This window comes from Pseudomonas sp., assembly GCF_041601375.1.
Lineage (GTDB): Bacteria > Pseudomonadota > Gammaproteobacteria > Pseudomonadales > Pseudomonadaceae > Aquipseudomonas.
Genome location: NZ_JBFIIG010000045.1, coordinates 1 through 26,435 on the forward strand (window position 1 = coordinate 1; position 26,435 = coordinate 26,435).

27 protein-coding genes and 1 other RNA gene are annotated in these 26,435 nt (G+C 62.6%); 7 read left to right on the forward strand and 21 right to left on the reverse strand.

Going from position 1 to position 26,435, the window contains the following annotated elements:
• From mraY to rsmI, 9 genes are all read right to left on the reverse strand, one after another.
• Positions 1–897, reverse strand: an 897-nt coding sequence (gene mraY, locus ABZE94_RS08635; RefSeq protein WP_372875126.1) for a phospho-N-acetylmuramoyl-pentapeptide-transferase, incomplete at its 3' end; no start/stop codon positions are given.
• On the reverse strand, positions 898–2,292 hold the full coding sequence (murF, locus tag ABZE94_RS08640) for a UDP-N-acetylmuramoyl-tripeptide--D-alanyl-D-alanine ligase (RefSeq protein WP_372875127.1): 1,395 nt from the start codon (positions 2,290–2,292) through the stop codon (positions 898–900).
• The gene (locus ABZE94_RS08645) at positions 2,285–3,748 is read right to left on the reverse strand and encodes a UDP-N-acetylmuramoyl-L-alanyl-D-glutamate--2,6-diaminopimelate ligase (RefSeq protein ID WP_372875128.1); all 1,464 of its coding nucleotides are present in this window, start codon (positions 3,746–3,748) and stop codon (positions 2,285–2,287) included. The genes murF and ABZE94_RS08645 overlap by 8 nt, the downstream gene beginning before the upstream one ends.
• On the reverse strand, positions 3,748–5,481 hold the full coding sequence (locus ABZE94_RS08650) for a peptidoglycan D,D-transpeptidase FtsI family protein (protein WP_372875129.1): 1,734 nt from the start codon (positions 5,479–5,481) through the stop codon (positions 3,748–3,750). The genes ABZE94_RS08645 and ABZE94_RS08650 overlap by 1 nt, the downstream gene beginning before the upstream one ends.
• The gene (gene ftsL / locus ABZE94_RS08655; protein ID WP_090505644.1) at positions 5,478–5,771 is read right to left on the reverse strand and encodes a cell division protein FtsL; all 294 of its coding nucleotides are present in this window, start codon (positions 5,769–5,771) and stop codon (positions 5,478–5,480) included. Before ftsL ends, ABZE94_RS08650 begins: the two co-directional genes overlap by 4 nt.
• A complete protein-coding gene (rsmH, locus tag ABZE94_RS08660; RefSeq protein WP_372875130.1) occupies positions 5,768–6,709 on the reverse strand; it encodes a 16S rRNA (cytosine(1402)-N(4))-methyltransferase RsmH in 942 nt (313 codons plus the stop codon). The genes ftsL and rsmH overlap by 4 nt, the downstream gene beginning before the upstream one ends.
• Before the next feature lie 2 nt (positions 6,710–6,711).
• A complete protein-coding gene (gene mraZ, locus ABZE94_RS08665; protein WP_090447645.1) occupies positions 6,712–7,167 on the reverse strand; it encodes a division/cell wall cluster transcriptional repressor MraZ in 456 nt (151 codons plus the stop codon).
• Positions 7,168–7,485: 318 nt separating this feature from the next.
• Positions 7,486–7,844, reverse strand: an RNA gene (gene rnpB, locus ABZE94_RS08670) — RNase P RNA component class A.
• A 41-nt stretch (positions 7,845–7,885) separates the two neighbouring features.
• Positions 7,886–8,755 carry a 16S rRNA (cytidine(1402)-2'-O)-methyltransferase gene (gene rsmI, locus ABZE94_RS08675; protein ID WP_372875148.1) on the reverse strand — a complete coding sequence of 290 codons (870 nt, stop codon included), beginning with the start codon at positions 8,753–8,755 and terminating at the stop codon, positions 7,886–7,888.
• A 125-nt stretch (positions 8,756–8,880) separates the two neighbouring features.
• On the opposite strand from rsmI, the gene ABZE94_RS08680 reads away from it, so the two are divergent.
• Genes ABZE94_RS08680 through ABZE94_RS08695 form a run of 4 tightly spaced genes read left to right on the forward strand, consistent with a single transcriptional unit; the run spans position 8,881 to position 12,217 of the window.
• Complete coding sequence (locus ABZE94_RS08680; protein ID WP_372875131.1) at positions 8,881–10,692, forward strand: penicillin-binding protein activator; 1,812 nt, start codon at positions 8,881–8,883, stop codon at positions 10,690–10,692.
• On the forward strand, positions 10,689–11,063 hold the full coding sequence (locus ABZE94_RS08685) for a YraN family protein (protein WP_372875132.1): 375 nt from the start codon (positions 10,689–10,691) through the stop codon (positions 11,061–11,063). The genes ABZE94_RS08680 and ABZE94_RS08685 overlap by 4 nt, the downstream gene beginning before the upstream one ends.
• A 30-nt stretch (positions 11,064–11,093) precedes the next feature.
• Positions 11,094–11,687: a phosphoheptose isomerase gene (locus tag ABZE94_RS08690; RefSeq protein WP_372875133.1), complete on the forward strand. Its 594-nt coding sequence runs from the start codon at positions 11,094–11,096 to the stop codon at positions 11,685–11,687.
• Positions 11,684–12,217, forward strand: a complete 534-nt coding sequence (locus ABZE94_RS08695; RefSeq protein WP_372875134.1) for a BON domain-containing protein — start codon at positions 11,684–11,686, stop codon at positions 12,215–12,217. Before ABZE94_RS08690 ends, ABZE94_RS08695 begins: the two co-directional genes overlap by 4 nt.
• A 93-nt stretch (positions 12,218–12,310) precedes the next feature.
• Here ABZE94_RS08695 and ABZE94_RS08700 read toward each other — a convergent pair whose 3' ends face one another.
• From ABZE94_RS08700 to rplM, 7 genes are all read right to left on the reverse strand, one after another.
• Entirely contained in the window at positions 12,311–12,724 is a 414-nt protein-coding gene (locus ABZE94_RS08700) for a ClpXP protease specificity-enhancing factor (RefSeq protein ID WP_372875135.1), read from the reverse strand.
• 16 nt (positions 12,725–12,740) lie between these two features.
• Positions 12,741–13,358 (reverse strand): glutathione S-transferase N-terminal domain-containing protein, encoded by a 618-nt coding sequence (locus ABZE94_RS08705; protein ID WP_372875136.1) that lies wholly within the window; start codon positions 13,356–13,358, stop codon positions 12,741–12,743.
• Between the two features lie 90 nt (positions 13,359–13,448).
• The gene (locus ABZE94_RS08710; RefSeq protein ID WP_372875137.1) at positions 13,449–14,228 is read right to left on the reverse strand and encodes a cytochrome c1; all 780 of its coding nucleotides are present in this window, start codon (positions 14,226–14,228) and stop codon (positions 13,449–13,451) included.
• Entirely contained in the window at positions 14,228–15,439 is a 1,212-nt protein-coding gene (locus tag ABZE94_RS08715) for a cytochrome bc complex cytochrome b subunit (RefSeq protein ID WP_372875138.1), read from the reverse strand. Before ABZE94_RS08715 ends, ABZE94_RS08710 begins: the two co-directional genes overlap by 1 nt.
• Positions 15,439–16,032 (reverse strand): ubiquinol-cytochrome c reductase iron-sulfur subunit, encoded by a 594-nt coding sequence (petA, locus tag ABZE94_RS08720; protein ID WP_372875139.1) that lies wholly within the window; start codon positions 16,030–16,032, stop codon positions 15,439–15,441. The genes ABZE94_RS08715 and petA overlap by 1 nt, the downstream gene beginning before the upstream one ends.
• Before the next feature lie 252 nt (positions 16,033–16,284).
• Positions 16,285–16,677 (reverse strand): 30S ribosomal protein S9, encoded by a 393-nt coding sequence (rpsI, locus tag ABZE94_RS08725; RefSeq protein WP_372875140.1) that lies wholly within the window; start codon positions 16,675–16,677, stop codon positions 16,285–16,287.
• A 14-nt stretch (positions 16,678–16,691) separates the two neighbouring features.
• Positions 16,692–17,120 (reverse strand): 50S ribosomal protein L13, encoded by a 429-nt coding sequence (rplM, locus tag ABZE94_RS08730; RefSeq protein WP_172144120.1) that lies wholly within the window; start codon positions 17,118–17,120, stop codon positions 16,692–16,694.
• A gap of 250 nt (positions 17,121–17,370) precedes the next feature.
• On the opposite strand from rplM, the gene ABZE94_RS08735 reads away from it, so the two are divergent.
• Complete coding sequence (locus ABZE94_RS08735) at positions 17,371–18,408, forward strand: NADP(H)-dependent aldo-keto reductase (protein WP_372875141.1); 1,038 nt, start codon at positions 17,371–17,373, stop codon at positions 18,406–18,408.
• Between the two features lie 74 nt (positions 18,409–18,482).
• Here the strand turns inward: ABZE94_RS08735 and ABZE94_RS08740 are convergent, their stop codons facing one another.
• Positions 18,483–19,619: an acyl-CoA dehydrogenase family protein gene (locus ABZE94_RS08740; RefSeq protein ID WP_372875142.1), complete on the reverse strand. Its 1,137-nt coding sequence runs from the start codon at positions 19,617–19,619 to the stop codon at positions 18,483–18,485.
• Between the two features lie 238 nt (positions 19,620–19,857).
• Here ABZE94_RS08740 and ABZE94_RS08745 point away from each other — a divergent pair, with 238 nt between their 5' ends.
• A complete protein-coding gene (locus tag ABZE94_RS08745; protein ID WP_372875149.1) occupies positions 19,858–20,763 on the forward strand; it encodes a GlxA family transcriptional regulator in 906 nt (301 codons plus the stop codon).
• 247 nt (positions 20,764–21,010) lie between these two features.
• On the opposite strand, the gene zapE is transcribed toward ABZE94_RS08745, so the two are convergent.
• The 3 genes from zapE to ABZE94_RS08760 all read right to left on the reverse strand — a co-directional run bounded on the left by zapE (position 21,011) and on the right by ABZE94_RS08760 (position 24,451).
• Entirely contained in the window at positions 21,011–22,105 is a 1,095-nt protein-coding gene (gene zapE / locus ABZE94_RS08750; protein ID WP_372875143.1) for a cell division protein ZapE, read from the reverse strand.
• A 184-nt stretch (positions 22,106–22,289) separates the two neighbouring features.
• Entirely contained in the window at positions 22,290–23,636 is a 1,347-nt protein-coding gene (locus tag ABZE94_RS08755) for a tryptophan--tRNA ligase (RefSeq protein ID WP_372875144.1), read from the reverse strand.
• A gap of 185 nt (positions 23,637–23,821) precedes the next feature.
• Entirely contained in the window at positions 23,822–24,451 is a 630-nt protein-coding gene (locus ABZE94_RS08760; protein ID WP_372875145.1) for an alpha/beta hydrolase, read from the reverse strand.
• A gap of 133 nt (positions 24,452–24,584) precedes the next feature.
• Here ABZE94_RS08760 and ABZE94_RS08765 point away from each other — a divergent pair, with 133 nt between their 5' ends.
• A complete protein-coding gene (locus ABZE94_RS08765) occupies positions 24,585–25,028 on the forward strand; it encodes a YhcB family protein (protein ID WP_372875146.1) in 444 nt (147 codons plus the stop codon).
• A 152-nt stretch (positions 25,029–25,180) separates the two neighbouring features.
• Here the strand turns inward: ABZE94_RS08765 and cysC are convergent.
• Positions 25,181–26,435 (reverse strand): adenylyl-sulfate kinase (gene cysC / locus ABZE94_RS08770; protein WP_372875147.1); only part of this gene is annotated, 1,255 nt, incomplete at its 5' end.

The following is a 26,435-nucleotide window of genomic DNA, read 5'->3' on the forward strand; positions in this document are numbered from 1 at the left end:
CATGACGAACACCCCGCCCATGATGAACAGCACCACTTCCTGACGGACGATCACCGCGATGGTGCCCAGGGCCGCGCCCAGCGCCAGCGCGCCGACATCGCCCATGAACACCTGCGCCGGGTAGGTGTTGAACCAGAGAAAACCCAGACCGGCACCGACCAGTGCGGCGCAGAACACGATCAGCTCGCCCGCCCCAGGTAGATAGGGGATGAACAGGTACTCGGCGAACTTCACGTTGCCCGACAGGTAGCAGAAGATGCCCAGGGCGCCTCCGACCATCACGGTGGGCAGGATCGCCAGGCCGTCCAGGCCATCGGTGAGGTTCACCGCATTGCTCGAACCGACGATGACGAAGTAGGTCAGCACCACGAAGCCGAAGCCCAACTCAATGCTGAAGTCTTTCAGCAGCGGCAGGATCAGGGTGGTTTCCGCGGGGGTCTGCGCGCTCATATAGAGGAACAGGGCCGCCGCCAGACCGAATACCGATTGCCAGAAGTACTTCCAGCGACTCGGCAGGCCCTTGGAGTTCTTCTCGATCACCTTGCGGTAGTCGTCGACCCAGCCGATCGCGCCGAACAGCAGGGTCACCGCCAGCACCACCCACACATAACGATTGCTCAGGTCGGCCCAGAGCAGGGTGCTGATGGCGATGGCGGAGAGAATCAGCGCGCCACCCATGGTCGGTGTGCCCTTCTTCGACAGGTGCGACTGCGGCCCGTCATTGCGCACCGACTGGCCAATCTGGCGGATCTGCAGGGTGCGGATCATCCACGGCCCCAGCCACAACGACAGCGCCAGCGCGGTCAACACACCGAGAATCCCGCGCAGGGTCAGGTACTGAAAGACCGCGAAGCCCTTGTGGAACTGTTGCAGGTACTCCGCCAGCAGCAGCAGCATTTAATGACTCTCCATTGGATGGTTCTCGCTGGAATTGCCACAAAGCGCCGCCACGACTTTATCCATCGCGGCGCTGCGTGAGCCTTTTATTAGAATGGTGGTGTCGCCTTGCTCGCGGCGCAGCGCTTCGATCAGGCTGGCTTGATCGGCAAAATGCCGGCCACCTGCACCGAACGCGGCAACCGCATGGGCCATCAGCGGGCCAACCGCATAGAGCGCGGCCACCTTGCCGGCGGCATAGCTGCCCACCTCGCGGTGCGCTTGCTCGGCCCAGGCCCCTAGCTCGGCCATGTCCCCGAGCACCAGAAGGGTGCGACCGGAGAAGCCGGCGAGTATATCAACCGCCGCGCAGATCGACGCGGGGTTGGCGTTGTAACTGTCATCGATAATACGCACGCCATTGCTCGCCAGCTGCGCTACGGCGCGGCCCTTGACCGGCTGCAGGTTTTCCAGCCCGCCCTTGATATCGACCAGCGGTACGCTCAGGGCGAGCGCCGCCGCCGAAGCCGCCAGGGCATTGGCCACATTGTGCTCGCCGAGCAGGTTGAGCTGGATGCGTGCCAGGCCATCGGCGCAATGCAGGGTGAACGCCGAGCAACCGCGCGCATCGCGGTCCAGGTCGCTGGCATGCAAATCGGCCGCCGGATCGCGCAGGGCGAAACTGAGAATCCGCTGGTCGCCCGCGCGCCGCTGCCAGACGGCAAAGGCCGAATCGTCGCGATTGAGCACGGCAACCCCGCCTGCGCCCAGCCCTTCGAGGATCTCGCCCTTGGCCTCGACGATTTTCTCCGGCCCGCCAAACTCGCCGACATGGGCGGTTCCGGCGTTGGTGATGATGGCCACATGGGGCTGGGTCAGGCTGACGGTGTAGGCGATTTCGCCGACCCGCGAGGCGCCCAGTTCGATCACCGCCGCCTTGTGCTGCGGCGCCAGTTCCAGCAGGGTCAGCGGCACACCCAGTTCATTGTTCAGATTGCCGCGGGTGGCCAGCACGGAATTGCCCTGCTCGACGAACGCCGTGCGCAGAATGCTCGCGAGCATTTCCTTGACCGTGGTCTTGCCGCTGGAACCGGTGACCGCAACCAGCGGGCCGCCGTAGGCCTGACGGTTCAGGGCGCCGAGCCGGCCAAGCGCCAGGCGCGTATCGGCCACCAGCAACTGGGGCAAGGCGACGCCCGCCACTTCCCGCTCGACCAGCGCCGCCACCGCCCCCTTGGCGGCGACCTCGGCCAGGTAAGCGTGACCATCGAAGTTCGGCCCGCTCAGGGCGATGAACAGCTGACCCGGCTGAATCGCCCGGCTGTCGGTGCTGACCGCATCGAAGGCGCAATCTTCACCGATCAGGCGCGCATTCAGCGGCGCGCCGATTTCGCTCAAACGCAGGGCTTTAAGCATGCGCCACCTCCCATGCTGCCAGGGCATTGCCAGCTTCGACCAGGTCGGAGAACGGCTGGCGCATGCCGTTGATTTCCTGATAATCCTCATGGCCCTTGCCGGCCAGCACCAGCACGTCGTCAGCATTGGCGCTGGCGATCAACTGGGCGATGGCCTGACCACGACCATGGACGAACTGCACCCGCTCAGGCGCGGCAAAACCTGCGCGGATATCGCTGAAGATCTGCTCGGGAGCCTCGCCACGTGGATTGTCGTCGGTGACCAGCACGCCATCGGCGAGACGCTCGACTACCGAGGCCATCAACGGACGCTTGCCGCGATCACGCTCGCCGCCACAGCCGAACAGGCACAGCAGACGGCCTTTGACATGCGGACGCAGGGCTTCCAGAACCTTTTCCAGGGCATCCGGAGTGTGCGCGTAATCGACCACCACCAGTGGCTGCCGAGCGCCCCCCAGGCGCTGCATGCGCCCCACCGGGCCCTGCAACTGCGGGAGCACCCTGAGGATTTCATCCAGCGGATAATCCATGCCCAGCAGCGCACCGACCACCGCCAGCAGGTTGCTCAGGTTGAAGCGCCCCAGCAGCGCGCTGCGCACGTTTCCCTCGCCGCGCGGCGTGACCAGCTTGACCCGGACACCCTGCTCGTCGAACTGAGCGTCGCGGCAATACAGGTAGGCCGCAGGATCTTCCAGGCTGTAGCTGATCAGGCGCGAGTCATGCTTGGCGCGGGCCAGCTCACGGCCGAATGGGTCGTCCAGATTGAGCACCCGGCAATGCAAACCCGGCCAGGCGAACAAGGCCGCCTTGGCCTCGCCGTAGGCGTCCATCGAACCGTGATAGTCCAGGTGATCGCGCGACAGGTTGGTGAACACCGCCACGTCGAACGCCAGCGCCGTCACCCGGCCCTGGTGCAAACCATGGGAAGAGACCTCCATGGCCACCGCGCGGGCGCCGGCCTTCTGCAGGTCGGCCAGGGTGGCTTGCACGCCGATCGGATCCGGCGTGGTGTGCCGACCGAGGGCCAGCGCGTTGTAAAAACCGTTGCCCAGGGTGCCGACGATACCGCAGCGCTGCCCCAGCAGATCGAGGGCCTGGGCCAGCAGCTGGCTGACGCTGGTCTTGCCGTTGGTGCCGGTGATGCCGACCAGATGCATCCGGCGACTCGGCTCGCCGTAGAAGCGTCCGGCGATGGCCGACAGCTGACCGGCCAAGCCCTTGATCGCCACCAGCTCGGCGCTGCCGGCCGTCATCGCCGGCGCACCTTCGGCCTCATAGGCCACTGCCGCGGCGCCGCGGGCAATAGCATCGGCAATGTGCACGCGGCCGTCCTGCTGGCTACCCGGCACGGCAAGGAACAGATCACCGGGTCGCACCTTGCGACTGTCCAGGGTCAACTCACGGATCAGCACCGCACTGGCGGCTTCGGGCAACAATTGATTCAGAGGCATGGGCATCAGATGCGCCCTCCCTTGACTGCGTTCACCGCAGTCGCTTGCGATTCGACGGGCGGTGCCAGGTTATCCGGCACGACATTCATAAGGCGCAGGGCGCCGGCCATGACCTTGCCGAACACCGGCGCAGACACCAAACCGCCGTAGTAACCGCCCTTGCTGGGTTCGTCGATGACGATGGCAACGGCAATCCGCGGATCACTGACCGGGCCGAAGCCGGCGAACAGTGAGCGGTAGGCATTCTCCCGGTAGCCCCTGGAGTCGGTCGAAACCTTGCGCGCGGTACCGCTCTTGCCCGCGACGTGGTAACCCGGAACCTTGGCCCGGAACACCCCGCCGGGGGCCTCGATCACTTCCTGCAGCATGCCCTGCATGGTGTTGGCGATAGCTTCCGGGATCACCTGTACGCTGTCCGGCTTGCGGTCCATGCGGGTCAGCGACAAGGGCACGCTGCGACCACCATTGGCCAGCACCGAGTAGGCATGCGCCAACTGCACGGCCGTCACCGACAAGCCGTAGCCATATGACAGGGTGGCGGTTTCGGCCTTGCGCCACTCGCGGTGGTTGGGCAGGTTGCCGACCCGCTCGCCCGGAAAACCGAGGCCGGTGTCCTGGCCCAACCCGACCTGCTGCAACACCGAGTAGATGGACTCGCCGCCGATATCGAAGGCGATCTTGCTCATGCCGACGTTGCTCGACTTGATCAGAATCTCGGTAAGGCTCAACGGCCCAGTGCTGCGCGAAACATCGCGAATCGTGTACCGGCCGATCTGCAAGGTACCCGGATACACGTCGACGGTATCGGTCGGCTTCCAGCGGCCACTCGCCAGCGCGGCGCTCATGGAGAACGGTTTCATGGTCGAGCCCGGCTCGAATACGTCGATCATCGCCCGGTTACGCATGGCGGCCGGCTGCATATCGCGGCGATTATTCGGGTTGTAGGTGGGCTGGTTGACCATGGCCAGCACTTCACCGGTCTTCACATCGATCATGACCAGGCTGCCCGCCTTGGCCCCGAACTCGACCAGGGCGTTGCGCAACTCGCGATGCGCCAGATACTGCAGACGCAGGTCGATCGACAATGCCAGCGCCTTGCCCGCCTTGGCATTCTGGATGACCTGGACATCCTTGATCAAACGGCCGCGACGATCCTTGAGCACCTGGCGCTTGCCCGGCACACCGGCCAGCCACTCCTCATAAGCCAGTTCCATGCCTTCGCGGCCACGATCGTCGATATCGGTAAAGCCGACCACGTGCGCGGCCACTTCGCCACCCGGATAGAAACGGCGAAACTCTTCGATGGCATATACCCCCGGCAGTTTCAGGTCGAGGACCCGCTGGCCCTGCTCCGGCGTCAGACCCCGCACCAGGTACATGAATTCGCGCTCGGCATTGGCCTGCAGACGCACGGCAAGCCCCTTTGGCTCCTGCCCCAGCGCAGCCGCCAGGGCCGGCCACTGGGCCTTGCCTGCCTGCAACTCCTTGCCGTTGGCCCACAGGGTAGTGACCGGGGTGCTTACCGCCAGCGGCTCGCCATTGCGATCGGTGACCAGGCCACGGTGCGCAGGAATCGGGATATGCCGCACGCTACGCGCATCGCCATGGGCCTGGAGGAAATCATGGTCGAACACATGCAGGTCGATGATGCGCCAGACAATCGCACCGACCATCAGCGCCAGGAGCAGCAGCACCAGGCGAAAGCGCCAGGGATAGAGCGCCCCCTCGAGCCTGATCATGGCGCCACCATGCGCACTTCGGCGGCTTCGGGAATGCGCATGTTCAGCTGTTCGCTGGCCAGGGTTTCGATGCGGCTGTGAGCGGTCCAGGTACTCTGCTCGAGAATCAAACGGCCCCACTCGGCCTGCGCCCGGTCGCGGGTGCTCAGCTCGGCATACAGGCCGTTGAGCAACTGGCGATTCCAGTGCGCACTGTAAGAGACCGCCAACGCACTGCCGAGCACGCCAAGGAACAGCACCAGCATCAGCAGGCTGCCCTTCGGCAATGGCTTGGCGAAGACCGCACTCATCGCATTTTCTCCGCCACCCGCATGACCGCGCTGCGCGAGCGCGGGTTGGCCTTGAGTTCGGCTTCGGAGGCGTACTGCGGTTTGCCGATCAGCTTCAGGCGGGGCTCGAAGGCCTTGGGAATGATCGGCAGGTCGCGCGGGTATGCGTCGCGCTCACCCTTGGCATGCTTGCGCATGAACTGCTTGACGATACGGTCCTCGAGGGAGTGGAAGCTGATCACCACCAGACGGCCGCCCACTTCCAGCGCCTCCAGCGCGGCGTCGAGGCCACGCTGCAGATCGCCGAGCTCGTTATTGATGTAGATGCGCAGCCCCTGGAAGGCGCGGGTCGCCGGATTCTTGCCCTTTTCCCAGGCGGGATTGGCCACCGTCAGCACCTGAGCCAGATCGGCGGTGCGCTCGAACGGCTGTTCCGCGCGGCGCGACACCACGGCACGGGCCATGCGCTTGGCGAAACGCTCTTCGCCATACTCCTTGAACACCCTGGCGATTTCCTCTTCGCTGGCGCTGGCGATCCACTGCGCCGCACTGACGCCACGCGTGGGGTCCATGCGCATGTCCAGCGGGCCGTCGTTGAGGAAGCTGAAACCGCGCTCGGCATCGTCCAGCTGCGGCGAGGAAACGCCCAGGTCCAGCAAAACCCCACTGATCTTGCCAGCCAGCCCGCGGACAGCGATCTCTTCGCCAAGTTCCGCAAAACTGCGCTGCACAACGACAAAGCGGCCGTCTTCGGCCGCTAGCTCATTCCCCGTGGCAATCGCCAAGGGGTCCTTGTCGAACCCCAGCAAATGCCCGTCCGGCCCGAGCCTTTCGAGGATCAACCGGCTATGCCCGCCACGGCCGAAGGTGCCATCCAGGTAGCAGCCATCGGCACGCACGGCCAACCCGTCGACCGCCTCGTCGAGTAGCACGGTAATATGGCGAAAGCTGCTGGTCATAGTCACAGGATCAAGTCACGTAGTTCGTCGGACAAGGCACCCGGCTGCTTGATGGCCGCCAAATCGGCATCGGCGACCGCATTCCAGGCATCTTCGTCCCACAGTTGAAATTTATTCAGTTGGCCGACCAACATTGCGCGCTTATCCAGCCTGGCGTACTCGCGCAGACGCGGCGGCACCAGAAAACGGCCGCTTGCATCCAGCTCGAGGTCAACGGCATTGCCGATCAGCAGGCGCTGCAAACGGCGATTTTCTTCACGGAAGGAGGCCAGTTCGCGCAGCTTGTTCTCGATCAGCTCCCACTCAGCCAGCGGGTAGACACATAGACAGGGGTCGATGGCATCGATGGTCACGATCAGCTGGCCTGCACAACGCGACACGAGCTCGTCCCGATACCGACTTGGCATCGCGAGCCGCCCTTTGGCGTCGAGACTGATGGCGTTGGCTCCACGAAACACAGCTGCGCTTCCCCTTAAATTAGCTATCCATGCCCAAAAAAACCCACTTCATGCCACTTCTTACCACCTGCGCACACTATAGGAACGCCCACACCCCACCGTCAAGGCGCGCCTGGAAGGAAAAACCCTTACAGAACGGCGATTTAGCAAACTTAAGTGGGGTAAGAACAGAGCACTGCACGGAGTTTCACGAGGCAAATCGAGCATGTACAGCAAGCTGCACTTCGAACTTAAAGTGATTTGTTAAGAGTAAGATTTTTTTGGTCTTAGAAAAGCGAGGATCAAGGGTGTCACGGACAGCGCGGATAGAAAGGAGAGGTGGAGAGTCGATCTGTAAGCCGGGTTCTGTCGAGGACAGTCATTCCTCTACGACGTACATCACTGCACGCCTTTAGCAACCTACCCGGTTCCAGCGCGGGCCACGCCAATGGAACCCTATTTGGTCTTGCTCCGAGTGGGGTTTGCCTAGCCACGGACTGTTACCAGCCGCGCGGTGCGCTCTTACCGCACCTTTTCACCCTTACCGGCGCCGAAGCGCTTAGGCGGTTATTTTCTGTGGCACTTTCCGTAGGCTCACGCCTCCCAGGCGTTACCTGGCACTCCGCCCTATGGAGCCCGGACTTTCCTCCCCCGCATTTCGCAGAACGAAACACGGCAGCGACTGTCCGATCGACTCTCCGCCGCCAAGGTTACCGGCACGCGCCCGATAGAACAAGGCTCAAGCGTCTTTCTGCCGCTCCAGCGCCACCTGATAGAGCAGGTTCTTGCGCACCCCGGTGATTTCCGCCGCCAACGCCGCGGCGCGCTTGAGTGGCATTTCCTCGAGCAGCAGGTCGAGCACACGCAGCGCCTCGCTACTGACCGCCGCCTCGCCTTCCGGCGCCTGCCAGCCAGCGACCAGGACCACGCACTCGCCGCGCTGCTGATTGCTGTCAGCCGCCACCCAGGCGCGCAACTCGGCCAATGGCAGACCCTTGAGCGTCTCGAAGGTCTTGCTGATTTCCCGCGCGAGCAGCGCCGGGCGCTCATCGCCGAACACCGCCTGCATGTCTTCCAGGCACTCGAGAATGCGGTGCGGCGCCTCATAGAAGATCAGCGTGCGCGGCTCCTCCTTTACCTGCTCCAGACGCGCACGACGGCCGGCGCTCTTGGCCGGCAGAAACCCTTCGAAAATAAACCGGTCGGACGGCAAGCCCGCCGCCGACAGCGCCGCAATCAACGCACAAGCCCCCGGCACCGGCACCACCGCGACGCCGGCGGCCCGCGCCTGGCGCACCAGGTGATAACCCGGGTCGGAAATCAACGGCGTACCGGCGTCGGAAATCAACGCCACATCGTCGCCGGCCAGCAGGCGCGCGAGAAAGCGCCCACCCTGATCGCGCTCGTTGTGCTCGTGACAGGCGGCCAGTGGCGTGGCGATACCGAAATGCTGCATCAGGCGCACGGAGTGGCGGGTGTCCTCGGCGGCGATCAAGGCCACATCGCCGAGCACCTTGAGCGCCCGCGCACTGATGTCGTCCAGGTTGCCAATTGGCGTGGCGACCACATAAAGGGTGCCAGGCGTGGAGTTCGATGCCCCGGGAGTGATCACAGCATCAGCCTCTTCAATCGCAAAAGCGCGCATTGTAGCCGTTTCACGCCACCGACATCGCGCCGGGGCCAGGCCTTGGGTACAATTCGCCGTTCATTTGATCAAGTATCAGGAACGCTTACATGATCGCCTGCCTGCGCCCACTCCTCGCCCTCTGCCTTGCAGCGCTGCTTAGCGCCTGCGCCAGCTCACCCTCATCCACCCTGGGAGAGCTGCCGCGCACCCCTCAAGCCAGCATCGAGCAACTGCTGCAGCAGGCCGCCGAGAGCAAGCCCGAACAGGCGGCCCTGCTGCGCCTGGCCGCCGCCGACCTGGCTTACCAGCAGAAAAACATCGCCCGCGCCGACAGCATCCTCGAGCTGGTGCAGCTCGACAGCCTGAAGCCAGCCCAGCAGATCTACGCCAGCACCCTGGCCGCCGAACTGGCGCTGGCGCGGGAAAAACCCAAAGCCGCCCTGAAAGCGCTCGACCACCCGAGCCTGCAGCGCCTGGGCGAGTTGCCGGTCGAACAGCAAGTCCGTACCCAACTGGCGCGCGCCGACGCCCTGCAGGCCGACGGACAGATCCTTGCCGCCGCCCGCGAACGCGTTTACATCGCCCCACTGCTCAGCGGCGCAGCCGCCAAACGCAACCACGAGAACATCTGGAGCCTGGTCTCCAGCCTGCCCAGCGAGCGACTGCAAGCCAGCGACGACGCCGACCTGGCCGGCTGGCTGAGCCTGGCTCGGGCCACCAAGACCCCGGGCACCCTGCAACAGCAGCAAGCAGCCATCGATGACTGGCTGGCGCAACACCCCCAGCATCCCGCCGCCCTGCAATTGCCGCCAGCGCTGAGCAAGCTGCAACAACTGGCCAGCCAACCCTTGCAGGAAATCGCCCTGCTGCTACCGCAAGAAGGCCCGCTTGCAGGTGTCGCGCGCGCCCTGCGTGACGGCTTCCTCTCGGCCCACTATCAGGCCCAGCAGACCGGGCAGAACCCGCCGAACATCCAATTCTATGACAGCTCGCGCCTGAACTCGCTGGATGAGTTCTACCGCCAGGCCCAGGCTGCCGGCGTGCAGCTGGTTATCGGCCCACTGGAAAAACCACTGGTCAAGCAACTCAGCGATCACGAGCAATTGCCGATCACCACCCTGGCCCTGAACTACGGCGACCCTGGCCAGGAAGGCCCGCCGCAGCTGTTCCAGTTCGGCCTCGCCGCCGAAGACGAAGCGCGCGAAGCGGCACGCCGCGCCTGGGCCGACGGCATGCGCCGGGCAGCCGCCCTGGTGCCACGTGGCGACTGGGGCGACCGGGTACTCGACGCCTTCCGCCAGAGCTGGCAAGCCCAGGGCGGCACCCTGATCGCCGCCGAACATGTCGACCAGCCGGTTGAACTGGCCCGGCAAATCGCCGAACTGTTCCAATTGCGCGAAAGCGAGGCCCGCACCCAGCGCCTGAAGAACACCCTGGGCGTCGCGGTGGCCGCACAGCCGGCACGACGCCAGGACATCGACTTCATCTTCCTGGCGGCCACCCCGCAGCAGGCCCAGCAGATCAAACCGATCCTGGCCTTCCAGTACGCGGGCGACGTGCCCGTCTACGCCACTTCGCACCTGTTCACCGGCAATCACAGCGATGCGCAGCACCAAGACCTGAACGGCATCCGCTTTTGCGAAACGCCCTGGCTGCTGAACGTCAACGACCCGGTTCGCCAGCAAGTCGAAAGCCAGTGGCCGCAGGCCGGCGGCAGCCTCGGCCGGCTCTATGCCATGGGCGCCGACGCCTACCTGCTGGCGCCGCGCCTGGGCCAGCTCAAGGCCCTGCCGGAGACCCGGATCGACGGTCTGTCCGGTAGCCTCAGCCTCAACCCGGCACAGCGCATCGAGCGCCAGTTGCCCTGGGCCGAGTTCCGCGGCGGCCGCGTCGAACGCCTGCCAGACACCCTCAATTGATCGACCACAGCAGCACGCAAAGCAGCGGCAAAGCCGCCGAGGAACTGGCCCGCCTGCATCTGCAGCAACACGGCCTGAAGCTCCTGGCGCAGAACTGGAGCTGCCGCCGCGGCGAGCTTGATCTGGTCATGCTCGACGCCGATACAGTAGTATTCGTCGAAGTCCGCTACCGTCGGCATTCCGCCTGGGGCGGCGCCGTGGAGAGCGTCGACGCGCGCAAGCGCGAGAAGCTCACGAAAGCCGCCATGTATTTTTTACAGCGAGAATCGCGCTGGGCCAAACACCCCTGCCGGTTCGACGTGATTGCCATAACCGCCGAAGGCAGCTCGACGCCTCGGCTGAACTGGATTCAAAACGCCTTTGACACCTGAACCGGCGCCACACTGAAGGTTAAATCTCCGATGGAAATGCAAGACCGTATCCGCCAATTGTTCCTGGCCAGCATTGAAACCAAGCAGCAGGCTCTGGAAGTGCTGGCTCCCTTCATCGAGCAGGGCAGCCTGGCCATGGTTCAGGCACTGCTCAGCGAGGGCAAGATCCTCACCTGCGGCAATGGCGGCTCGGCAGGCGATGCCCAGCACTTTTCCTCGGAACTGCTCAACCGTTTCGAGCGCGAGCGCCCGAGCCTGCCGGCCATTGCCCTGACCACCGACAGCTCGACCATCACCTCGATCGCCAACGACTACAGCTACAACGAGATCTTCTCCAAGCAAATCCGCGCCCTCGGCCAGCCAGGCGATGTGCTGCTGGCCATCTCCACCAGCGGCAACTCGGCCAACGTGATCCAGGCCATACAGGCCGCCCACGACCGTGAAATGACCGTGGTCGCCCTAACCGGTCGCGACGGCGGCGGCATGGCCTCGCTGCTGCTCCCCGAAGACGTTGAAATTCGCGTACCGTCGAAGATCACCGCACGCATTCAGGAAGTCCACCTGCTGGTGATCCACTGCCTGTGCGACCTGATTGATCGCCAACTGTTTGGGAGTGAAGAATGACCCGTTCACCACTGATTCTTGCCGGCCTGCTGTGCAGCCTGATCCTTGCCGGCTGCGGCAGCCGCAGCATCGGCAACAAGATCGATGACCAGTTCATCGCCCCGCAAGTGCGCGCCAACATCACCCGCGCCCATGTCGACCTGAGCGACCCGACTTCGCACATCGTAATCACCAGCTACAACGGCGTGGTGCTGCTGGCCGGCCAGACGCCACGCAGCGAACTGAAAAGCGCCGCCGAACAGGCGGCGCGCAAGGTTCAGAACGTCACCAAGGTGCACAACGAACTGCAGGTAATGCAGCCGACCTCGCTGCTCGCACGCAGCAACGACACGTTACTGACCACCAAGATCAAGGCCCAGATGGTCGCCGACGCGACCGTACCGAGCTCGCGGATCAAGGTGATCACCGAGAACGGCATCGTCTATCTACTCGGCCTGGTCTCGCGCACGGAGGCCAACCGGGCGACCAGCCTGGTGCAGAGCACCTCCGGCGTGCAGAAGATCGTCAAGCTGTTCCAATATACGGATTAGAGGCAGCTGCAAGAAAAATCATGCAAAAAACAGGGCGCCCATGGCGCCCTGTTTTTTACTTGAAGCTTATGGCTTACAGCTTGAGACCGGGTATCACTTAACCACCTTCAGGCTGGGCCGCCCACTGGGACGCGGTGGCTCGCCGTCTGGCGGGCCCTGATCATCCGGGCCATCGCCCTCTTCATCATCCGGCACCGGCGGCTCCAGGTCGAAGACCATGCCCTGGCCATTCTCCCGCGCATAAATTGCCAGTATGGCCGCAGTCGGGACATACAGGCTGTGTGGCGCTCCACCGAAGCGCCCCTCGAAGCTCACCGCATCGTTATCCATGTGCAGGTGACGCACCGCACTGGGCGAGACGTTAAGTACGATCTGCCCATCACTGGCGAAACCTGGCGGCACCTGCACACCGGCGACCTCGACATTGACCAACAAATGCGGCGTGCAGTCGTTGTCGACGATCCATTCGTAAAGCGCACGAACCAGGTAAGGACGACTGGAGTTCATCAAAGCCTCCTCAGCTTCAGCGCATATCGCGCTCGACAGGGGAAAGACTGACCTGAAAGGCCTCACGGGCAAACTGACGGTCCATGTAATCGAGCAACGGCTTGGCCGGCTTGGCCAACTCGATGCCCAGCACCGGCAGACGCCAGAGCAGCGGCAGCAAGCAGCAATCCACCAGACTCAATTCGTCGCTGAGAAAGTATGGCTTGTCGGCGAACAGCGGCGAAACGCCGGTAAGGCTCTCGCGCAACTCCTTGCGGGCCTGTACGCGAGCCGGCTCTTTGCTCCGCGAGTCGAGGATCAGGTCGACCTGAGTGCACCAATCGCGCTGAATACGGTGAATCAGTAGGCGGCTATTGGCCCGCGCCACTGGATAAACCGGTAACAACGGCGGATGTGGATAGCGTTCATCCAGATATTCCATCACCACTGTCGACTCGTACAAGGCCAAATCACGGTCGACCAGGGTCGGCAAGCTGGCATAGGGATTAACCTCCAGCAGCCTTGCCGGGTAGCGGCCCTTCTCGACGCTGATGATCTCGGCGCTGACACCCTTCTCGGCGAGCACGATGCGTACGCGGTGGGAGTAGTGGTCGGCGGGGTCGGAGTAGCAGGCCAACCGGTTGGTCACGCCCATGGCGGTCCTCCTCGCTTATTTAGGTTATTGGAAGCAGAAAAAACTGCGCGCCCAAAGGGGCGCGCAGGACAGCATTGCAGCGACAATCGATTAATGCACGTCCTTCCAGTACTCACGCTTGAGCAGGTAGGCGAAGACGAAGAAGAAGGCCAGATACAGCAGCACATAGGTGCCGACACGCTGACTCTCCAGCTTCACCGGGTTAGCCGAGTAAGCCAGGAAGGTCACCAGATTCTTGACCTTGGTGTCGAACTCTTCTTCGCTCAACGCGCCAGTCTTCGGCTCGACCGTCAACTGATCGCAGGCCTCATGGGTGATGGGCGTACCGGTCAGCGGGTCGAACTGCTTCTTGCCCTCCTCGACCACCTGCACCTGCTTGCAACCGATCACCTGCTTGCCCTGCAAAGCCACCAGCACATTGGGCATACCGACGTTCGGGAATACCTTGTTATTGGCGCCCAGAGGACGACTCGGATCATCGTAGAAGGTACGCAGGTAGGTGTACAGCCAATCGGTGCCACGCACCCGAGCGACCAGAGTCAGATCCGGCGGCGCCGCCCCGAACCAGACCTTGGCGTCGTCGGCCTGCATGCCGATCTTCATGTGGTCGCCGATCTTGGCATCGTTGAACACCACGTTATCCAACATGATTTCATGTGGAATACCCAGGTCATCGGCCACCCGCTCATAGCGCTGAAACTGCGCAGAGTGACAGCCCATGCAATAGTTGGCGAACGTGCGCAAACCATCCTGCATACCGGCTTTGTCGGTCAGGTCGATATCCACTTTATCCAGCGGATAGTTACCCCCGGCCCCAAAGGCCAAGACCGGCAGTGCAGCGAACACTAGTGCAGCAAATAGCTTTTTCATCAGCCCGTCACCCTTTCCGGAACCGGTTTGGTTTTTTCCATCCTGGTGTAGAACGGCATCAGGATGAAATACGCGAAGTACAGGAAGGTACATACCTGCGACAACAGCGTACGACCCGGTGTCGGCGACAGCACGCCCAGCACCCCCAGAATCACGAAGGATACACAGAACACCAGCAGCCAAATCTTGCTCAACCAGCCCTTGTAACGCATCGACTTGACCGGACTGCGATCCAGCCACGGCAGCACGAACAGCACGGCAATCGCGCCACCCATGGCGATGACGCCCATCAGCTTGTCCGGGATCGCTCGCAAGATCGCGTAGAACGGCGTGAAGTACCAAACCGGCGCGATATGCTCAGGCGTCTTGAACGGGTTGGCGACTTCGAAGTTGGGCTTCTCGAGGAAGTAGCCGCCCATTTCCGGGAAGAAGAACACCACGAAGCAGAAGATGAACAGGAACACCACCACACCGACGATGTCTTTTACGGTGTAGTACGGATGGAAAGGAATACCATCGAGCGGTATGCCGTTCGCATCCTTCTTCTTCTTGATCTCGACGCCATCGGGGTTGTTCGAGCCGACTTCATGCAGCGCCAGGATATGCAGCACCACCAGACCGAGAATCACGATCGGCAGGGCCACCACATGCAGGGCGAAGAAGCGGTTCAGGGTGATCCCGGAGATCAGGTAGTCACCACGAATCCACTGGGTCAGGTCGGCGCCGATGACCGGAATCGCACCGAACAGCGAGATGATCACCTGGGCGCCCCAGTAGGACATCTGGCCCCACGGCAGCAGATAGCCCATGAAGGCCTCGGCCATCAGCATCAGGTAAATCAGCATGCCGAAGATCCACACCAGCTCGCGCGGCTTCTGGTAGGAACCGTAGAGCAGACCGCGGAACATGTGCAGATAGACCACGACGAAGAATGCCGAGGCACCGGTGGAGTGCAGATAGCGCAGGATCCAGCCGTACTCGACGTCGCGCATGATGTACTCGACCGAGGCGAATGCCTCTTCAGCCGAAGGCGTGTAGCTCATGGTCAGCCAGATACCGGTAACGATCTGATTGACCAGCACCAGCAGTGCCAGGGAGCCGAAAAAGTAGAAGAAGTTGAAGTTCTTCGGTGCGTAATACTTGCTCAGATGGTCTTCCCACATCTTGGTCGCCGGGAAGCGTGCATCCACCCATTCCATGAACTTACTCATCATGCTTGCTCCTGATCCACACCGATGACGATCACGGTATCCGACTCGTAGGTGTGCGGCGGCACCGGCAGGTTCAAGGGCGCAGGCTGCGCTTTGTAGACCCGGCCAGCGAGGTCATAGCGGGAACCGTGGCAAGGGCAGAAATATCCCCCCACCCACTCGCCACCGAGATCGGCAGGCGCCACTTCCGGACGGAAGGACGGCGCGCACCCCAGGTGAGTGCACAACCCGACCAGCAGCAACAGCTCCGGCTTGATCGAACGGGTTTTCGGATCGACATAGCTCGGCTGTTCAGATGCCTGAGACTCGGCATCGGCCAGTTTCGACTCGAGCGTTGTCAGGTTACTGAGAATTTCCTCGGTACGGCGCAGGATAAACACCGGCTGCCCCCTCCACTCGGCAACCATTTGCTGGCCAGGCTCGATCTTGCCAATGTTCACCTTCACAGGCGCACCGGCAGCTTTAGCCTTGGCGCTCGGGAACCATGACCCCACGAACGGGACCGCGGCACCCACCGCTCCAGCAGCACCCACCACAGAGGTGGCCGCCACCAAGAAGCGACGCCGGCCTGCATTCACGCCGTCATTGCTCATTCAGTCGTCTCCCATCAGCTTTGTGGCCTGTTGTCAGGCCTCTACTAGGTAAAAATCGAGTCGCGCAAAAAATCCGCCAAATGGTAAAGAAAAGCCCCTTTTCTGACAAGGTAATTACCTTGCAGGAAACAGCTCAATCCCTTGCAGGGCGCGGCGCGCACGGCTGCGGCATGATGTCGCAGAGAAACAGTTGCGCAAAAAAAACGCCCAGTTCCAAAAGGAAACCGGGCGCTTTTGAACGCAAGTAGCGAATTAACGCTTGGAGTACTGCGGACGCTTACGCGCCTTGCGCAGGCCAACCTTCTTACGCTCGACTTCACGAGCATCGCGAGTCACGAAGCCAGCCTTGCGCAGAGCAGGGCGCAGCGATTCATCGTACTCCATCAGTGCACGAGTGATGCCGTGGCGGATTGCGCCAGCCTGGCCACTCACGCCGCCACCGAGCACGGTGACGTAGATATCGAACTTCTCGGTCATTTCAACCAGTTCCAGCGGCTGACGAACTACCATGCGGGCAGTTTCGCGGCCGAAGAAACCGTCGAGAGTACGGTTGTTGATGGAGATCTTGCCAGTACCGGCACGCATGAAAACGCGAGCGGTTGCAGTCTTGCGACGGCCAGTGCCGTAATTTTGAGTCGCCGACATAATGAACTATTCCGTTAAATCTTCAGTTCTTGGGGCTGCTGAGCAGTGTGAGGGTGAGCAGCGCCCGCGTACACTTTCAGCTTACGGTACATGTCGCGACCCAGCGGGTTCTTCGGCAGCATGCCTTTGACCGCGGTCTCGATCACACGTTCTGGCGCCTTGGCGATCAGCTTTTCAAAGCTGATCGACTTGATACCGCCCGGAAAACCGGAGTGAGAGTAGTACATCTTGTCGGTGGTCTTGGCACCTGTCACACGCACCTGCTCTGCATTGATCACGACGATGTAGTCGCCGGTATCTACGTGCGGAGTGTACTCAGGCTTGTGCTTGCCACGCAGACGGCTGGCGATTTCGGTAGCCAGACGACCCAGTGTCTGACCTGCAGCGTCGACGACGAACCAGTCGCGCTTTACTGTTTCCGGTTTAGCAGTAAAAGTTTTCATTCTTTATAGCCTCAGGGGCCGCCCTGATAAATAAGACGGCGGATCTTACTGAATAGTGCGTACTTTGACAAGTCAAAGGCAGCCGAAGACAGACGCTATCGGGGGCTCGGGTCAGCGCGTCCGTAATACGGCAAGATTCTTCGGCAGGCGGCGCATCACTTCCACTGCAGAAAGAGGTGCGCAATTATGCCGATTGCGAAAATAAATTCAACCTGCTTGTATGGTTGATTTGCGAATCAAGGAGCCGCACATGGATTATCGCCAACTGGGCCGCACGGATCTGCGCGTCAGCGCCCTCTGCCTGGGCAGCATGACCTGGGGCGAACAGAACAGCGCCGAGCAGGCATTCGCCCAGATCGAACGCAGCAAAGCGCATGGTGTCAATTTCATCGACACCGCCGAGATGTACCCGGTACCGCCGCGCGCCGAGACCTACAGCAAAACCGAACAGATCATCGGCGAGTATTTCAAGCAGCACGGCGATCGCGCCGACTGGGTGCTGGCGAGCAAGATCGCCGGCCCCGGCAACGGCATCGACTACATTCGCGGCGGCAACCTGAAATTCAACCGGGAGCACCTGGTCGCGGCACTGGATGCCAGCCTGAAACGCCTGCAGACCGACTGGATCGATCTCTACCAGTTGCACTGGCCGGAGCGCCCGACCAACTTCTTCGGCCAACTCGGCTATCGCCACCAGGACAGCGAGTTCACCGCCCTGGAAGAAACCCTGGCGGTGCTCGACGAGCAGGTCAAGGCCGGTAAGATCCGCCACTTCGGCCTGTCCAACGAAACCCCCTGGGGCACCATGAAATTCCTCCAGCTGGCCGAGAGCCGCGGCTGGCCGCGTGCAGCGTCGATCCAGAACCCCTACAACCTGCTCAACCGCAGCTTCGAGGTCGGCCTGGCGGAAGTCGCCATGCGCGAACAGTGCGGCCTGCTGGCATACTCGCCGCTGGCCTTCGGCATGCTGTCCGGGAAATACGAAGGCGGCGCCCGCCCGGCCAACGCACGGATCAGCCTGTTCAGCCGCTTTACCCGCTACACCAACGCGCAATCCGAGACGGCCTGCTCGCGCTACGTCGCCCTGGCCCGCGAGCACGGCCTGGATCCGGCGCAGATGGCCCTGGCCTTCGTCACCGCCCAACCCTTCGTCACCAGCAATATCATCGGCGCCACCTCGCTGAAACAGCTGGACGCAGACCTGGCGAGCAGCGAACTGGTGCTCGGCGATGAAGTCCTGGCCGGCATCGAGGCGATCCACAGGGACCAACCGAATCCGGCGCCATAAGCTGCAAGAAAGACAGCATGGGCACGCGCCCATGCTGTTACTTGAAGCTTATGGCTTGCCGCTTGCGACTGCCCCTACAACGAACGCGCGATGATTTCCTTCATGATCTCGTTGGTGCCGGCGTAGATGCGCTGCACCCGGGCGTCGGCCCAGGCGCGGGCCACCGGGTATTCCCACATATAGCCGTAACCGCCATGCAGCTGCACGCACTCGTCGAGCACCTTGCACTGCAGATCGGTGCCCCAGTACTTGAGCATCGCCGCGGTCGGCACATCCAGCTTGCCCTGCAGGTGCAATTCGAGACAGCGATCGAGAAAGACCCGACCGATCTGAATTTCCGTGGCCATTTCCGCCAGCTTGAAGCGGGTGTTCTGGAAGTCCGCAATGGCCTTGCCGAACGCCTTGCGCTCGCGGGTGTAGTCCAGGGTCCACTGCAGCGCCGCCTCGGCCGAGGCCAGGGCGCCGATACCGACAGTCAGGCGTTCCTGGGGCAGCTCCTGCATCAGGTAGGCGAAGCCCATGCCAGCCTGACCCAGCAGGTTCTCCCTGGGCACGCGCACATCCTGGAAGAACAGCTCGGAGGTGTCCTGGGCCTTCATGCCGACCTTTTCCAGGCGCTTGCCCTTGGCGAAGCCCGGTGTGCTCGCCTCCACCAGAAACAGGCTGGTGCCCTTGGCCCCGGCTTTCGGGTCGGTCTTGGCCACCACGATCACCAGATCGGCCAGGTAGCCGTTGGTGATGAAGGTCTTGGAGCCGTTGATCACATAGTCGTCGCCATCCAGCACCGCAGTGGTTTTCACCCCCTGCAGGTCGGAGCCGGCGCCCGGCTCCGTCATGGCGATCGCGGTGACCATCTCACCGGACACCAGCTTCGGCAGGTATTTGTGCTTCAGCGCCTCTGAGCCGTAATGCAGGATATAAGGCGCGACTATGTCCGAATGCAGGGAGAAACCGATGCCGGTCAGCCCCAGACGGCCGACCTCCTCGATCACCACCGCACTGTAGAGAAAGTCGGCGGCCATTCCGCCGTACTCTTCCGGGAGATGCGAGCAGAGCATGCCCGCCTCGCCCGCCTTGTTCCACAGCTGGCGATCGATATGCCCATCCTTTTCCCACTGCGCATGAAAGGGCACGGCCTGCTGCTCGAGAAACTTGCGCACGCTGTCGCGAAAGAGTTCGTGGTCGGAGCTGAACAGGGTTCTGGGGATCATGATGGCACCTGGCGGCGAAGCGGATTGGAGAGACCTCGACTTTAACCAAGCAAACGCTTGGTTACACTGGACACAACCGCCAAAAAATAAGACGATCCAGCCAGCCAATGACCACTTAGCCTTGATAAGAACTCCAACTATGCTTACCCAGCAGTCATCGCCCTTGCACCGCGTCAGCATTCTCGCCACCGAAGGGGTATTTGCCTCGGCCCTGATGCAGGCCAAGGACTTCTTCCACATGGCCAGCCTGCGTTACGGCAAACAGCAGGGACTCGGCCCGACGCCGACCTTCGAGATCAACCTGGTCAGCCCGGACGGCCAACCGGTGCGCAGCTTCAGCAACGTCATGATCCCGGTCGACGGCGGCCTCGACGCCAGCGACGTGATCATCCTGCCGGCCTTCTGGGACGACTTCGACGCCCTCCGCCAGCGCCATCCCCAGGTGTTCAGCTGGCTGAAACACAGCCACACCAACGGCAGCGCTATCTGCGGCGAAGCCACCGGGGTGTTCTGGATGGCCGAGGCCGGCCTGCTCGACGGCAAGGAAGCCACCACCTACTGGCGCTTTTTCAAGGAGTTCGCCGAACGCTTTCCCAAGGTGCTGCTCAATCAGGAAAAGCATCTGTCGGATGCCGACAACCTCTACTGCGCCGGCGGTGTCACTTCGGCCTGCGACCTTTACATCTACCTGATCGAGCGTTACTGCGGCGCCAGCGTGGCCCAGGGCGTGGCCCGCGACATTCTCTACGAAGTGCAGCGCAGCTATGCCCCGGGGCGCATCGGCTTTGGCGGGCAGAAGCTGCACCACGACCTGACCATCCTGCAGATCCAACAATGGCTGGAAGAGCACTTCGCCGACAAATTCCGCTTCGAAGACGTGGCCCGCGAACACGGCATGAGCATCCGCAACTTCATGCGCCGCTTCCAGGCCGCCACCGGCGACAAACCCCTGCACTACCTGCAACGGCTGCGCATCGAAACCGCCAAAAGCCTGCTCAGCGCCACGCGCAAGAGCATCAAGACCATCAGTTACGAGGTCGGCTACGACGACGCCAGCTTCTTCGCCCGCCTGTTCCGCCAGCACACGCAGCTGTCACCCAACCTCTACCGCCGCCAGTTTCAGCACAAGGACGACCGGAGCTAGCCGCCCGCCGCTGCTCTTTAGCAGGCCGTTGAAAAATGTAGGCGAGGCAGGCAAGACAAGAACTAGGCGTCCCCGCAAAAACAGCCGAGGAAGCGGACTGGGCTCGCACGCGAGTTTACTGGCTGTAAATGAGCATTACTCGCTTCGCTCGCCCTACGGGCCGCGCTGAAGCGCGTTAGCCGCAAGCGGCTTGCCGAGGCCGTTTTTAACGCAGTATTGCCCACGCAGGTAGTTTTTCAACGGCCTGTTAGGGCTTGTGCGGCCGCGACAGGAACTCGTGGGACTGCATCTCGAGCAGCCGGCTGAGGGTGCGCTGGAACTCGAAATTCAGGCGACCGCCGCTGTAGAGGTCTTTCAGTTCGACTTCGGCGGAAATGATCAGCTTGACGTTGCGGTCGTAGAACTCGTCCACCAGGTTGATGAAGCGCCGGGCCATGTCTTCCTTGGCCACGCCCATCTGCTCGACGTTGGCCAGCAGCACGGCATGGAAGATCTTGCCCAGCTCGATGTAGTCGTTCTGGCTGCGCGGGCCATCGCACAATTCGCGGAACTCGAACCAGGCCACATCGTCGCCGACCTTGCGCGCAGTCAAGCTGCGGTTTTCGACCATCAACGCTTCGTTTTCCTGCACCATGCAGTGTTCGGGCAACAGGCTCCGGAAACTCTTCTCCAGGCTCTCCTCGGCCGCCGCATCCAGCGGCCAATGAAACAGCTCGGCCTGCTCCAGCGCGCGCAGGCGATAATCGATGCCGCTGTCGACGTTGACGATCTCGGTGTGTTCTTTCAGCAGGGCGATGGCCGGCAGGAAGCGCGCGCGCTGCAAACCATCCTTGTACAGACCGTCCGGCACGATGTTGGAGGTCGCCACCAGGGTTACACCATTCTTGAACAACTCCTCGAGCAGCGTCGCGAGGATCATCGCGTCGGTGATATCGGAGACGAAGAACTCGTCGAAGCAGATCACTCGCGCCTCGTCGGCAAAGCGCTTGCCGATGATCACCAGCGGGTTCTTCTCGCCCTTGAGGGTTTTCATCTCCTCGTGCACGCGCTTCATGAAGCGGTGGAAGTGTGTACGCACCTTGCGCTCGAACGGCAACGAATCGAAGAAAGTATCGACCAGGTAGGTCTTGCCGCGACCGACCCCGCCCCAGAAATACAGACCCTTGACCGGACCCTGCGGCTTGCGGGCGAACAGCTTGCCGAACACGCCGGGGCCGCCCTTGTCAGCGGCAATCAGATCGTCATACAGGCGCTGCAGATGGCGCACCGCCGTTTCCTGGGCCGCATCATGGAAAAATTCGGGCCGTTCGAGATCGGCCTGGTAGCGCGCAAGGGGAGTCATATTCGTTAGCCGGGCAAGTAAAACGGGGCGTAACTTTAGCGACGCCCCCGCGGATTGGCAATCGGCTAGGTTGGTGTTGAGCGCAGCGACGCCCAACGGGAGGGCAAAGCCCATGGTGGAGGCAGCTGCCACCGGCTTGTTGGGCTTCGACGCTGCGCGCCTCAACCCAACCTACCACTACAACCTACTCTTGCGGCGCCAGCGCCTCGCGCAAGCGCTGGATAGCCGCTTCACGCGTGCTGGCATCGGCAAAGTTCGGGCTATGGGCCACGCATTCGCCGTCCAGCCATACGCCGAAGGCGTCGCCCTCTTCGCGCAGCTCCAGCGGTTCGCCCGACTGCAGGCGCTTGTTCACCTGCCCGGCCGACTTGCCGTCGGCAAAGGATTTGGACAGCAGCAACTGCTCACCGCCCGCATCCAGCAGGCGGAAGCGGAAGCTGCCGTCATCGTCGCGGAAACTGACGAAACGCGCGCGCTTGCTCGTCTTCTTCTTGCCGCTCTCGGCACCGACCGGCTGGCTGCGGAACGACCGCAAACCGACCGCCTCGCGCAACTCGCCGAGAAACGGCGTGGCGATCCTGCGCGCCTTGGCCGCACCGGCCAGGAGGATGTCCTCGAGATCGGCCGGCCTTTCGATCAAGGCGTGGTAACGCTCACGCGCCTCGCCCAACTCGGCCTCGAGCAACAGGAACAATTGCTGCTTGGCTTCGCCCCAGGCCATCCCGGCCTCCAGCGCGGCGCGGAAATCCGCCTGCTGCGTGGGTGCGGCGAAGGCCTGATACAGGGTGAACAGATGGGCGCTGTCAGGATCCTTGGCCTCGCCAGGCAGCCTGGAGTCGGTGACGATCCGCGCAATCGCATCCTTGAGCTGCTTGGCACTGCCGAACAGCGGGATGGTGTTGTCGTAGCTCTTGCTCATCTTGCGCCCGTCCAGGCCCGGCAGGGTCGCCACGTCCTCTTCGATCACCGCCTCCGGCAGGGTGAACAGCTCCCTGCCCTGGCCGAACAGGTGGTTGAAGCGCTGGGCGATGTCACGGGCCATTTCCACGTGCTGGATCTGGTCGCGACCGACCGGCACCTTGTGTGCGTTGAACATCAGGATGTCCGCGGCCATCAGGATCGGGTAGCTGAACAGGCCCATGGTGATGCCGGCATCGGGGTCTTCGCCCTGCTCGACATTCTTGTCCACCGACGCCTTGTAGGCATGCGCGCGGTTGAGCAGGCCCTTGCCGGCGACACAGGTGAGCAGCCAGCACAGTTCCGGGATTTCCGGGATATCGGACTGGCGATAGAAGGTCGCCTTGTTCACATCCAGACCGCAGGCCAGCCAGGTGGCGGCGATTTCCAGGCGCGAGCGCTGGATGCGCGCCGGCTCGTCGCACTTGATCAGCGCATGGTAGTCGGCGAGAAAATAGAACGAATCCGCATCGGCAGCGCGGCTGGCGACGATGGCCGGGCGAATGGCGCCGGCATAGTTGCCGAGGTGCGGGGTGCCGGTGGTGGTGATGCCGGTAAGGATACGAGTGGTCATGTTCAGATTCGCTTTACTTGGGCCATCTTATGATCTCGCGAGCTAGAGCCTGGCTAGGCCCTACGTCAGTAACAGCCTACGGCTGGTCAAAACGGCGAGAAAGCGGCGTTTACTTGGGTAAATGAGCATTCCGAGACGCCGCGTCCCGGCCTGTTTTTAACGACGCCAGGCCGACGCGCAGCAGGTCAGAGGCGCGGCAGCAGCAGATCTTTGAGATCCGTAAGCTTGCCATGAAAAAAGTGGCCGCATTCTGCCACTTTCAGCAGCTCATGGGCACGCCCCAAGCCGGCGGACCAGGCATAAACCGCCTGCGGATCTATCACTTCATCGGCCTCGGGCTGGATCAGCGTCAGCGGGCAGCGCTGCGCCGGCGGATTCTCGGCCGTCAGCCGGGAGACCGCTGGCGCCACCATAAATAAATGCGCCAGTTCCACGCCCTGGCTTTCCAGGCGCCCGCCGAGGCTGGCCGCGACAAAGCCGCCAAAGGAGAAACCGAGCAGGGTCAGCGGCAATTGCGGGTAGCGCTGACGCAGCCAATGGGCCGCAGCCTGCGCGTCATCCACCTCGCCACTGTGCATGTCATGGCTGCCGGCACTGGCGCCGACACCGCGATAATTGAAACGCAGGGTAGCCAGACCGGCATCGCGAGCGCTGCGCTGCAGGGTCGAGACCACCTTGTTGAGCATGGTCCCGCCCTGCGCCGGATTGGGGTGGCAGATCAGCGCAACGCCGCGCGCGTCGCTTAGGTCGAGCCACAGGGCTTCCAACTGGCCGCAGGGGCCATCGATAAAAATGGGGGTTTCGCGGGTGAGCAACGGTGAACTCCGTGACCTCGTAGAGGGTCGACTCGTCTAGCTGACAGTCTGCGCCGCCCGACATTACATTGCGGTATACAGCGCAGGTTCCAGCCGTTAACGTAAAGCAAAGCCGTTTAGAGAGGAAGGACTCGTGGAACAGACGCTCACAGCCTGGTTGCTACCGGCCATCACCCTGGTAGCCGGCATTGCCATCGGCTTCCTGATTGCCCGCCTTGCGCCCAATGCAGCCCCCGGCCGCACACAACGCCAGTTGGACGAGATCCAGGAACGCTTCGACGCCTACCAAAGTGAAGTGGTAACCCATTTCAATACCACTGCCAATCTGGTGAAGAAGCTCACCCAGAGCCATCAGGACGTGCAGCAACACCTGTCCGAAGGAGCCAACCGCCTGGCACTCGACGAACTGACCCGCCAGCGCCTGCTGGCCAGCCTGCACGCAGAGGACGGCGGCGGCGAACGACGCGAGCGCCTGAAGGCTCCGGCGTCCCAGGAAATGCCCAAGGACTATGCGCCGAAAAGCGCCGATGTACCGGGCATGCTCGACGAAAGCTACGGCCTGAAGAACAAACGCTAAAGCCCATCGCCAGTTGGGTGCGTGCGCAGCGCACCTGTTCGGCAAGCCTGAAAACACCCCGCATCACCGGAAAAGCGCGCTGCACCTAAGGGGTACAGAGCCCAACAAAAAGCCCCGCTCGAGAGCGGGGCTTTTTGTTGGGCGTACGACCGTTAGATCGCGCCGCGCTCGCGCAACAGCGCCAACACCTGCCTGACGCTCTCTTCCAGCGACAGGCTCTGGGTGTCGATGACCAGATCGGCATCCAGGGGCACGTCATAGGCGAATGACAAGCCCGGGATATTGTCGCCAGCCGCCGCATACAAGCCCTGGGGGTCACGTTCGGCACAGACCTGTGGCGAAGCCTGGACATAGACGGTGATCAAGCGCTCGGCACCGAGCAGCGCCTTGGCCTGCTCGCGGCCTTCGGCGTCCGGCGCGACGAAGGCCGCCAGGGTCAGCAGGCCAGCCTCGTTGAACTGCCGCGCGACATGGGCGGCACGCCGCCAGTTCTCGGTACGCCCGGCGCGATCCTGCGGCAAGCCCTTGTTCAGGTCGTGACGCAGGTTCTGGCCATCCAGCACATAGACCGCACGGCCCATGTCGAACAGCTTGCGCTCCACGGCATAGGCCAGGGTGCTCTTGCCGGCGCCGGACAGGCCGCTGAACAGCACGGTGGCCGGCTGCTGGCCGAGGCGCGCAGCCCGCTCCTCGGTCGACACGTGAGCCAGCTTGCCGTGGTGACCGTCTGCCTGCTGCGCTCCGACCGGATCGGCGATGATCATGCCGGCGCCCACGGTGCCGTTGGTCAAGCGATCGATAATAATGAAAGAGCCGGTGGTGCGGTTGTGCGCATAACCGTCCAGGGCAACGGGCGCATCCAGGGCCACGCGGACCTGGCCGATTTCGTTCAGGTGCAAGCTGCTCGCCGGGCCGTGCTCCAGGGTGTTCACATCGACCCGGTGGCTGATGCTGGCAATCGAGGCCGGCACATAGCTGGTGGCACGCTTGATGTCGTATTTCTTGCCCGGCAGCATCGGTTCTTCGGCCATCCATACCAGCATGGCGTCGAAGCTGTCGCTGATCCGCGGACGGTTGTCGGCGTGCACCAGCATGTCGCCACGGGACACGTCGATCTCGTCTTCCAGGGTCAGGGTGATCGCCTGGCCCGGGCCGGCGTGTTCCAGCTCGCCTTCGTAGGTGACGATGGACTTGACCTTGCTGCCCTTGCCGGACGGCAACACCACCACCTCGTCGCCCTTACGCACGATGCCGCTGGCCAGGGTGCCGGCGAAGCCGCGGAAGTTGAGGTTGGGGCGGTTGACGTACTGCACCGGGAAACGCAGGTCGGTGAAGTTGCGGTCGCCGGCCACTTCCACGGTTTCGAGAATTTCCATCAGCGACTGGCCGTCATACCACGGCGAACGC

What these genes read in the sequence shown, in the direction of transcription:
- murF (WP_372875127.1), bottom strand. Translation starts at nt 2,292, where the DNA reads ATGCTTAAAGCCCTGCGTTTGAGCGAAATCGGCGCGCCGCTGAATGCG.
- ABZE94_RS08645 (WP_372875128.1), bottom strand. Translation starts at nt 3,748, where the DNA reads ATGCCCATGCCTCTGAATCAATTGTTGCCCGAAGCCGCCAGTGCGGTG.
- ABZE94_RS08650 (WP_372875129.1), bottom strand. Translation starts at nt 5,481, where the DNA reads ATGATCAGGCTCGAGGGGGCGCTCTATCCCTGGCGCTTTCGCCTGGTG.
- ftsL (WP_090505644.1), bottom strand. Translation starts at nt 5,771, where the DNA reads ATGAGTGCGGTCTTCGCCAAGCCATTGCCGAAGGGCAGCCTGCTGATG.
- rsmH (WP_372875130.1), bottom strand. Translation starts at nt 6,709, where the DNA reads ATGACCAGCAGCTTTCGCCATATTACCGTGCTACTCGACGAGGCGGTC.
- ABZE94_RS08680 (WP_372875131.1), top strand. Translation starts at nt 8,881, where the DNA reads ATGATCGCCTGCCTGCGCCCACTCCTCGCCCTCTGCCTTGCAGCGCTG.
- ABZE94_RS08690 (WP_372875133.1), top strand. Translation starts at nt 11,094, where the DNA reads ATGGAAATGCAAGACCGTATCCGCCAATTGTTCCTGGCCAGCATTGAA.
- ABZE94_RS08695 (WP_372875134.1), top strand. Translation starts at nt 11,684, where the DNA reads ATGACCCGTTCACCACTGATTCTTGCCGGCCTGCTGTGCAGCCTGATC.
- ABZE94_RS08700 (WP_372875135.1), bottom strand. Translation starts at nt 12,724, where the DNA reads ATGAACTCCAGTCGTCCTTACCTGGTTCGTGCGCTTTACGAATGGATC.
- ABZE94_RS08705 (WP_372875136.1), bottom strand. Translation starts at nt 13,358, where the DNA reads ATGGGCGTGACCAACCGGTTGGCCTGCTACTCCGACCCCGCCGACCAC.
- ABZE94_RS08710 (WP_372875137.1), bottom strand. Translation starts at nt 14,228, where the DNA reads ATGAAAAAGCTATTTGCTGCACTAGTGTTCGCTGCACTGCCGGTCTTG.
- ABZE94_RS08715 (WP_372875138.1), bottom strand. Translation starts at nt 15,439, where the DNA reads ATGAGTAAGTTCATGGAATGGGTGGATGCACGCTTCCCGGCGACCAAG.
- petA (WP_372875139.1), bottom strand. Translation starts at nt 16,032, where the DNA reads ATGAGCAATGACGGCGTGAATGCAGGCCGGCGTCGCTTCTTGGTGGCG.
- rpsI (WP_372875140.1), bottom strand. Translation starts at nt 16,677, where the DNA reads ATGTCGGCGACTCAAAATTACGGCACTGGCCGTCGCAAGACTGCAACC.
- rplM (WP_172144120.1), bottom strand. Translation starts at nt 17,120, where the DNA reads ATGAAAACTTTTACTGCTAAACCGGAAACAGTAAAGCGCGACTGGTTC.
- ABZE94_RS08735 (WP_372875141.1), top strand. Translation starts at nt 17,371, where the DNA reads ATGGATTATCGCCAACTGGGCCGCACGGATCTGCGCGTCAGCGCCCTC.
- ABZE94_RS08740 (WP_372875142.1), bottom strand. Translation starts at nt 19,619, where the DNA reads ATGATCCCCAGAACCCTGTTCAGCTCCGACCACGAACTCTTTCGCGAC.
- ABZE94_RS08745 (WP_372875149.1), top strand. Translation starts at nt 19,858, where the DNA reads ATGGCCAGCCTGCGTTACGGCAAACAGCAGGGACTCGGCCCGACGCCG.
- zapE (WP_372875143.1), bottom strand. Translation starts at nt 22,105, where the DNA reads ATGACTCCCCTTGCGCGCTACCAGGCCGATCTCGAACGGCCCGAATTT.
- ABZE94_RS08755 (WP_372875144.1), bottom strand. Translation starts at nt 23,636, where the DNA reads ATGACCACTCGTATCCTTACCGGCATCACCACCACCGGCACCCCGCAC.